This is a genomic window from Methylobacterium sp. (assembly GCF_019750675.1).
In the GTDB taxonomy this organism is placed as follows: Bacteria; Pseudomonadota; Alphaproteobacteria; order Rhizobiales; family Beijerinckiaceae; genus Methylobacterium.
Window position 1 is genome coordinate 1 of the sequence record NZ_JAIEOF010000064.1, and the last position, 6,845, is coordinate 6,845.

The window sequence follows — 6,845 nt, forward strand, 5'->3', positions numbered from 1 at the left end:
GGCTCCGCCAGTCCGTCCAGGATCGCCGTCGCCTCAGAAGAGACAGGGCCCGCTTGCGTGGTTTCTTGCCGTGACACCGATCGACCTCACGCCCGGAGGGAAGACATGCGCGCAATCGCTTGCGGCCAATGATATTTTTGAACCCGGGTCATCCGCGGACACCCTCGTCGACATCAAGGGGCGCCACGCCGGCGGCCTTGCCGTCGGCCCCGAGGGTGATCTTCTGGATGCGGGCCTCGGCCTTCTGCAGAAGCCCTTCGCAGTGGCGCTTCAACGCCTCGCCGCGCTCGTAGATCGCCACCGATTCGTCGAGGGGTACGTCGCCCTTCTCAAGGCGGCGCACGATATCCTCGAGTTGCTCCAAGGCCTTCTCGAACGGCAGGTCGAGTGCCGTCTCACCGGCACCGCCCGTCGAAGCAACGGCGGGTCGCGTGACACTCATTCTAAACTACCCCTTGATTCTGACGGTCTAAGCCCGTCGCCGCGAAGCCGGCAACCCGATCCGGCCGCCGGGCTGGCGTTTCGTGATCCGGGGCGGCCTTTGCGCCACACCTGATCCCGAGGCGTTCCACCCGGCGCCGCACCGCGAATTCGGGCCCGGATCAGCACGTTCCGCCAACGTGTTATGCGCCGCTTCGAAGGTCGGGTGTCAACGCCAGCCGGAACGGCTCACCCTCGAAGGCATCCGAACCGCGCCCGATCTCCGCGATGGCCGCGACCATCCGCCCGCCGCGGCCCAGCATCCGGTCGGCGATCGCCACGAACAGGGCGTTCGGGGTCGCCGAGGGCGAGGCGTCCCGCAGGGCGCGGGCGACCTCGACCTCGTCGCGCTCGGGCGCCAGGGCGCAGGCGGCGATGTAGGCCGCCGCGGTGGAACGGCTGATGCCCGCGTAGCAGTGGATCAGCAACGGTTCACGCCGATCCCAGGCCTCCGCGAAGGCGAGGATCGCGGCCACATGCGCCTCGCCCGGCGTCACGTGCCCGTCCATCGGCGCCACGACGTCGCTGACCTCGACCACGCAGTGGCGTCCCTCGGCGATAGCCTCGGGCCGGGGGATCGCGGTGCCGACCTTCATCAGCGTCATGAGGTGGCGCGCGCCGGACGCCGCGAGGGTCTCGGGCAGGCGCGAGAGCGGGCAGACCTGGAGATGGGGCATCAGGCGGGTTCCGGGCCGGTCAGGGCGTGGAAGCGGGCGAGGAACCGGCTCTGTGCCACATCGGTCGGCCAGGGTGCCAGCAGGGCCTCGGCCTCGGGTGCGAGCGCCGCGCAAGGCCCGAAGACCGCATCCGCCTCGTCCCGCGCGAAGCCCGCGAGCCGGATCGCCTCGTGATAGGCGGCGATGCCGTCGGCGCGCTTCACCAGGGCGACCTGCGCCGGGCCGGGCTCTGGCAGGGCGAAGCGCGCGCGGATCGCCGTGAGGAGCCGGCGCTCCACGTCCTTGTAGGAATCGCCGATGGCCGCCTTGAGGGGCGAGATGATGTCGCCGATGACGTATTCGGGCGCGTCGTGCAGCAGGAGTTCGACGCGCAGGGACCGCCCGGCCCCATCGGCCAGGTTGCCTGCCAAGCCGCCGCCGACCGCTTCGACCAGCAAGGCGTGCTGGGCCACCGAGAAGACGTGCGGTCCCGCCGTCTGCCCGTTCCAGCGGGCGACGCGGGCGAGGCCGTGGGCGATGTCGGCGATCTCCACGTCCCGGGGGGACGGATCGAGGAGGTCGAGGCGCCGGCCCGACAGCATGCGCTGCCAGGCGCGCCCGCGCGGCCCGCTCACGGCGCTTCCCCGAGGGCGGCGCAGGGGGCATGCCGGTGGCAGCCCACGAGGTGATCGTTGACGAGGCCGACCGCCTGCATGAAGGCATGGACGATGGTGGGCCCGCAGAACGTGAACCCCTCCGCCTTCAGGGCCTTCGACAGTTTCCGGGAGACCTCGGTCTCGGTGGCGATGCCCGTTCGGTCCCGTGCCCGCCCCTGGATCGGCACGCCATCGACGAAGTCCCAGAGGAAATCCGAAAACCCCGGCCCGCGCGCCTCGATGGCGAGGTAGGCCCGCGCGCCCGCGATCGTACCGACGATCTTGGCCCGGTTCCGGATGATGCCGGTATCCTGCATCAGCCGCGCGACATCCGCATCCGTGAAGCGCGCGATGGCCTCCGGGTCGAACTTCGCGAAGGCGCGCCGGAACCCCTCGCGGCGGCGTAGGATGGTGATCCAGGACAGGCCGGCCTGAAAACCGTCGAGGATCAACTTCTCGTAGAGGGCGCGCCCGTCGCGCTCGGGCACGCCCCACTCGGTGTCGTGGTAGGCGACGTAGGTCGGGTCGGTCCCGGCCCACCAGCAGCGGGCGCAGCCGTCGGGGTGGTGGATCAGGCCGGAGGTTTCTCGGGCGGAAATGTCCGGGCCGGAGGTGTCGCTGAGCATCGGCGAGGGTTTAGCCGGGTGCGGCCCGCGCGTCGATCTCAGCCGGCCGGCACCACCTCCGGAAACGCGAAGGTCGCGAAGGCCGGCTTCTCGACGCCGATCAGGGTGCGGCCGGCGCGCAGGGTTTCGCCGGCGGCGAGCGCGTCGGCGAGGCGGTCGAGGCGCAGGGTGCCGAGGCCGCGCCGACCCGCGACGCTGCCCACCGTGCCGAGCCCGCGCGGCCCGGACGTGATCTCGGCGCCGGGTTCCAGGGCCCCGCCGTCGACCGCCACGAGGGGCACGATCCGGGTGCGGGCGGTTCCGCGATGCTGCATGCGCGAGACCACCTCCTGGCCGACATAGCAGCCCTTGCGGAAATCGACGCCGCCGAGCTGGTCCATCAGCGCCTCGTGCGGGAAGGCGTCGGACCAGGGGAAGTCGCGCCCGCCCTCGGGGATGCCGTGGGCGATGCGGTGGGCGTGGTAATCCGCCTCCGTGGCATCCGCCGAAAAGGCGCCGAGGGGAAAGATCAGGCGCTCGCCCATGCCCCTCAGACGGCCGTCGTGCAGGCGCGTGACCGTGGCGGCGGTCTCGGCGCCGTCCCAGGCGGCGGCGACACCCAGCGTCGGGTCGAGGGTGATCGTCACCTTGGCGCGCAGGCGGTAGAGCCCGAGGCGCTTGGCGAGGCCGGGCGCCTGATCGGCGGCGACATCGAGCTGGAAGCCGTCGGCCGCGCGGGCGACGAGGAAATCGAACAGGATCTTGCCCTGGGGCGTGAGCAGGGCGCCAAGGCGCGCCTCGCCGGGGTCCAGGGTCTCGACGTTGCAGGTCACCACGCCCTGCAGGAAGCTCGTCGCATCCTCGCCCGAGACGGTGACGACGGCGCGGTCCGGCAGCAGGGCGATCGGCATGGCGGCTCCTTGGATACAGCGGCGGCGGCATTGCGCGCCGTCCGGGGCTGACATAAGTCGCCCGCGACCCCGTCTCAATGCGCGCCGCACGCAGGGCCCGCCCGAGGAGATCCGGAATGGACCAGCCCTTCGACCTCCTCCTCAGCGGCGGCACCGTGGTGAACCAGGACGGCGCGCATCGCGCCGATCTCGGCATCCGCGCCGGGCGCATCGCGACGATCGGCGACCTCGCGGCGGCCGCGGCCACCGAGCGGCGCGACTGCACCGGCCTGCACCTCCTGCCCGGCGTCATCGACAGCCAGGTGCATTTCCGCGAGCCGGGGCTCGATCACAAGGAAGACCTCGAATCGGGCTCGCGCGCGGCCGTCATGGGCGGCGTCACCACGGTGTTCGAGATGCCGAACACCAACCCGCTCACCACCAGCGCCGAAGCGCTCGCCGACAAGGTCGCACGCGCCCATCACCGGATGCATTGCGACTTCGCGTTCTGGGTCGGCGGCACCCACGAGAACGCGCATCTCGTGCCCGAACTCGAGCGCCTGCCAGGGGCGGCCGGCATCAAGGTGTTCGTCGGCTCCTCCACGGGCTCGCTGCTCGTCGAGGACGATGCCGGCGTCACCGAGATCCTGAAGCGGACCCGCCGGCGCGCCGCCTTCCACGCCGAGGACGAACCCATGCTGCGGGCACGACAAGACCGCCGCGTGGCGGGCGATCCGTCCTCGCACCCGGTCTGGCGCTCGCCCGAGGCCGCGCTGAAGGCGACGCAGCGCCTCGTGCGCATCGCCCGGGCCACGGGCGCGCGCATCCACATCCTGCACATCTCGACGAAGGAGGAGATGGCGTACCTGGCCGAGGCCAAGGACGTCGCGACCTGCGAGGCCACGCCCCACCACCTCACCCTCGACGGCGACGAGGCCTATGCCCGCCTCGGCACCCTGGTGCAGATGAACCCGCCGGTGCGAAGCGCCGACCACCGCGACGGAATCTGGCACGGGCTCTCGCAGGGCGTCGTCGACGTGCTCGGCTCCGACCACGCCCCGCACCTGCTGGAGGAAAAGGCCAAGCCCTACCCGGAGTCACCCTCCGGCATGACCGGCGTGCAGACCCTGGTGCCAATCATGCTCGACCACGTCGCCGCCGGCCGGCTCTCGCTGGCGCGCTTCGTCGACCTCACCAGCGCCGGCCCCAAGCGTCTGTTCGGGATCGCCCGAAAGGGGCGCCTCGCGGTCGGCTACGACGCCGACGTGACGGTGGTGGACCTCAAGCGCCGCGAGACCATCCGCAACGCGTGGATCGCCTCGAAATGCGGCTGGACGCCCTATGACGGCGTCACCGTGACGGGCTGGCCCGTGGGCACCCTGGTGCGCGGCCACAGCGTGATGTGGGAGGGGGCGCTCGCCGCGCCGTCGCGGGGCGAGGCGGTGGTGTTCGAGGAGGCGCTGCCACGCGCCTGACGGCGACGGCGCGTCCGGGAACAGCGGACGCGCCCGACAAAAAAGGGCAGGCCCGAAGGCCTGCCCGCGTGCCGATCCCCGACCGGGGACCGCCATTTCCCGTTCGGGAACGTGTAACCTTAATGCTGCGGGCTCGTGGTGAAGGCGCCGCCGCGAATTCGGTCCGGAAACCCTTCCGCGTAGCGGGCGGTCGCCTCCTCGCCATAGGTCATCACGAGTTCCTGGAAGGCCGCGAACAGGGCGGCCTGGGCCATGCAGTCGCCGTCGAGGCCATCGAGACAGCCTTCGGCAAAGGCCTCCGAGACGTAGCCGAGCGCGGCGCGCTTGTCGTCGAGATCCGCCTCGAAGGGCGCGGAGACCGTATCCATGTGCATGGGCCACATCATCGTTTGCGCCGGCGAAACAACCGGCCAGTCCATTGAGGATAGGACGCGGCGGCGGGTTCGCAAAGCCAGGAATTGCGAAGCGGTTAACGCCGGTGCTCAAATTCTGCGTTTCGCGGTCATGCCCCGGAACTGTGTCCCGGTTGCATCAACGGGCGCCGATCACGGTCCGTTCGCGGTCATCCCACGCGGATTCGGAGCAGCCGACAGGGTGAACCGGCGGCCCCGCGGCGGGTGACGCTCAACCGCCGAAACGGCTCGCCAGCGCGTGCGAGAGGCGCTCTCCCTCGGTCACGAAACGGCTCGCGGCTTCCGTCGCGGCGGGGGTGCAGACGCGGTAGGTCAGGCTGTAGCCGCGATAGCCGCGGTTGTAGGCTCCGGCGAGGCGATCGCGCCGGTTCGGGGTCACGCCCTCCGCTTCCATCAGGGCCTTCATCCGGGCCGGCCACTCGGCGGCGTCCGGGGTGGCGCAGAGTTCGCGCAGGAAGGCCAGCGATCCGATGATCTCGGAGAGCCGCATCAGGTCGCGGTCGTAGGGTGCGGGCGGCGGCTCGGCGGGCGGGGGCGGCTCCTTCTCGGCGGGCTTCGCGGCGGGGCGGGCGGCGCTGCCCCGCGACTGCTGGGCGAGGCCGGGGCCGGGCAGGGCCACCAGCATTGCGAGGCCGCCGAGAAGGATCGACGACAGGACCCGAACACGCCTCACGCAAGCGGCTCCGGGCTTAGGGTGACGCGGGCGAAGGCCTCCCGGACGGTGCCGGCGAGGCCCGGCGTCGTCGCCAGGGTCTCGAGTTCCGCCAGGGTCGCCCAGCGGACACCGAGGGCTTCCGGCCCGGCCACCGGCTCGCCCCCGTTCCAGAGGGCGGCGTGGGGATGAACGACGTAGTGGTGGCGCACGCGGCCGCCCGCGTCGCGCAGGATGATCTCTGTAGGGCTCAGCACGCCCACCACCTCGGCCGAGAGGCCGACCTCCTCCTGCAACTCGCGCAGGGCCGCCTCGGCCAGGGGCTCGCCCGCCTCGACGAGGCCGCCGGGCAGGGTCCAGACCCCGCGCATCGGCTCGTTGGCCCGGGCGGCCAGGAGCACGCGGTCGCCGCGCAGGACCGCGATGGAGGTGCCCACGAAGGGGCGTGTCGGAAAGAGCCGCGCCTGCGCGTCGTCCGGATCGGTCGGGCTCGGACCGGTCCCTGTCGGATCGCTTCCCGTCACGGCGTCACCACGGCGATGCGGCCATCGGCCAGGCCCACGAAGAGACGGGCGGCGCTGCCCCGCCCGAGCCCGGCGAGGCCGAAGGCCGCCAGCCCCGGCAGGGGCGCCCGCACGCGCTCGCGGATGCCGTCCTTCAAGGACAGGATCGCCAGGGCGCTCCGGTCGGAGACCGGCAGGGCGAGCTCGGGCGCGCCCGGCCCGGCGGGCTCGACCAGGGCCGAGAGGTCCGCCTCGCCCTCGCCGGGGGAGACGTTGGTGTAGCCCTGCGCCTCTTGGGCGACGCGCAGGGCGCCGGCCTCCAGGGTCCAGAGCTGGAGCAGGCCGGCGGCCTCGGGCGCCGCAACGGCGGCGACCTGCGTCTGGCCCGATCCGGTGAAATCCGCGACGGCCGCCGGCTTCAGGGGCTGGCCACCGGGGGCGGTGGCCTGGGTCGGGCCCCGCGCCAGGCGCACCCAGGATGGCGCGGACTTGCCTGCTTCGGGCTTGGCTGCTTC

The 6,845-nt window shown here is 72.2% G+C and carries 9 protein-coding genes and 1 pseudogene; 1 reads left to right on the forward strand and 9 read right to left on the reverse strand.

Annotated elements, in window-relative coordinates; genetic code table 11:
* Window positions 1-148: 148 nt before the first annotated feature.
* The 5 genes from K2X24_RS03355 to K2X24_RS03375 all read right to left on the reverse strand — a co-directional run bounded on the left by K2X24_RS03355 (window position 149) and on the right by K2X24_RS03375 (window position 3,308).
* On the reverse strand, window positions 149-442 hold the full coding sequence (locus K2X24_RS03355; RefSeq protein WP_238277843.1) for an exodeoxyribonuclease VII small subunit: 294 nt from the start codon (window positions 440-442) through the stop codon (window positions 149-151).
* Between the two features lie 181 nt (window positions 443-623).
* Window positions 624-1,157 carry a protein tyrosine phosphatase gene (locus K2X24_RS03360; protein ID WP_292494635.1) on the reverse strand — a complete coding sequence of 178 codons (534 nt, stop codon included), beginning with the start codon at window positions 1,155-1,157 and terminating at the stop codon, window positions 624-626.
* On the reverse strand, window positions 1,157-1,738 hold the full coding sequence (locus K2X24_RS03365) for an HD family hydrolase (RefSeq protein WP_292494643.1): 582 nt from the start codon (window positions 1,736-1,738) through the stop codon (window positions 1,157-1,159). Before K2X24_RS03365 ends, K2X24_RS03360 begins: the two co-directional genes overlap by 1 nt.
* Window positions 1,739-1,767: 29 nt before the next feature.
* On the reverse strand, window positions 1,768-2,418 hold the full coding sequence (locus K2X24_RS03370) for a DNA-3-methyladenine glycosylase I (protein WP_292494637.1): 651 nt from the start codon (window positions 2,416-2,418) through the stop codon (window positions 1,768-1,770).
* Window positions 2,419-2,456: 38 nt separating this feature from the next.
* Window positions 2,457-3,308, reverse strand: coding sequence for a folate-binding protein YgfZ (locus tag K2X24_RS03375; RefSeq protein WP_292494639.1), 852 nt, complete (start codon window positions 3,306-3,308; stop codon window positions 2,457-2,459).
* Window positions 3,309-3,424: 116 nt separating this feature from the next.
* Between K2X24_RS03375 and K2X24_RS03380 the strand changes: the two genes are divergently transcribed.
* The gene (locus K2X24_RS03380; RefSeq protein ID WP_292494640.1) at window positions 3,425-4,762 is read left to right on the forward strand and encodes a dihydroorotase; all 1,338 of its coding nucleotides are present in this window, start codon (window positions 3,425-3,427) and stop codon (window positions 4,760-4,762) included.
* A 119-nt stretch (window positions 4,763-4,881) separates the two neighbouring features.
* On the opposite strand, the gene K2X24_RS03385 is transcribed toward K2X24_RS03380, so the two are convergent.
* From K2X24_RS03385 to K2X24_RS03400, 4 genes and pseudogenes are all read right to left on the reverse strand, one after another.
* A complete protein-coding gene (locus K2X24_RS03385) occupies window positions 4,882-5,136 on the reverse strand; it encodes a hypothetical protein (RefSeq protein WP_238277854.1) in 255 nt (84 codons plus the stop codon).
* Window positions 5,137-5,386: 250 nt separating this feature from the next.
* Window positions 5,387-5,800 carry a TIGR02301 family protein gene (locus K2X24_RS03390; protein ID WP_292494644.1) on the reverse strand — a complete coding sequence of 138 codons (414 nt, stop codon included), beginning with the start codon at window positions 5,798-5,800 and terminating at the stop codon, window positions 5,387-5,389.
* A gap of 44 nt (window positions 5,801-5,844) precedes the next feature.
* Window positions 5,845-6,264: an NUDIX hydrolase gene (locus K2X24_RS03395; RefSeq protein WP_292494646.1), complete on the reverse strand. Its 420-nt coding sequence runs from the start codon at window positions 6,262-6,264 to the stop codon at window positions 5,845-5,847.
* Between the two features lie 83 nt (window positions 6,265-6,347).
* Window positions 6,348-6,845, reverse strand: a pseudogene (locus K2X24_RS03400) (hypothetical protein); the annotation flags it as partial.

Coding starts and splice junctions, on each gene's coding strand:
- K2X24_RS03375 (WP_292494639.1), bottom strand. CDS start 3,308: ATGCCGATCGCCCTGCTGCCGGACCGCGCCGTCGTCACCGTCTCGGGC.
- K2X24_RS03370 (WP_292494637.1), bottom strand. CDS start 2,418: ATGCTCAGCGACACCTCCGGCCCGGACATTTCCGCCCGAGAAACCTCC.
- K2X24_RS03360 (WP_292494635.1), bottom strand. CDS start 1,157: ATGCCCCATCTCCAGGTCTGCCCGCTCTCGCGCCTGCCCGAGACCCTC.
- K2X24_RS03385 (WP_238277854.1), bottom strand. CDS start 5,136: ATGCACATGGATACGGTCTCCGCGCCCTTCGAGGCGGATCTCGACGAC.
- K2X24_RS03365 (WP_292494643.1), bottom strand. CDS start 1,738: ATGCTGTCGGGCCGGCGCCTCGACCTCCTCGATCCGTCCCCCCGGGAC.
- K2X24_RS03390 (WP_292494644.1), bottom strand. CDS start 5,800: ATGCTGGTGGCCCTGCCCGGCCCCGGCCTCGCCCAGCAGTCGCGGGGC.
- K2X24_RS03380 (WP_292494640.1), top strand. CDS start 3,425: ATGGACCAGCCCTTCGACCTCCTCCTCAGCGGCGGCACCGTGGTGAAC.
- K2X24_RS03355 (WP_238277843.1), bottom strand. CDS start 442: ATGAGTGTCACGCGACCCGCCGTTGCTTCGACGGGCGGTGCCGGTGAG.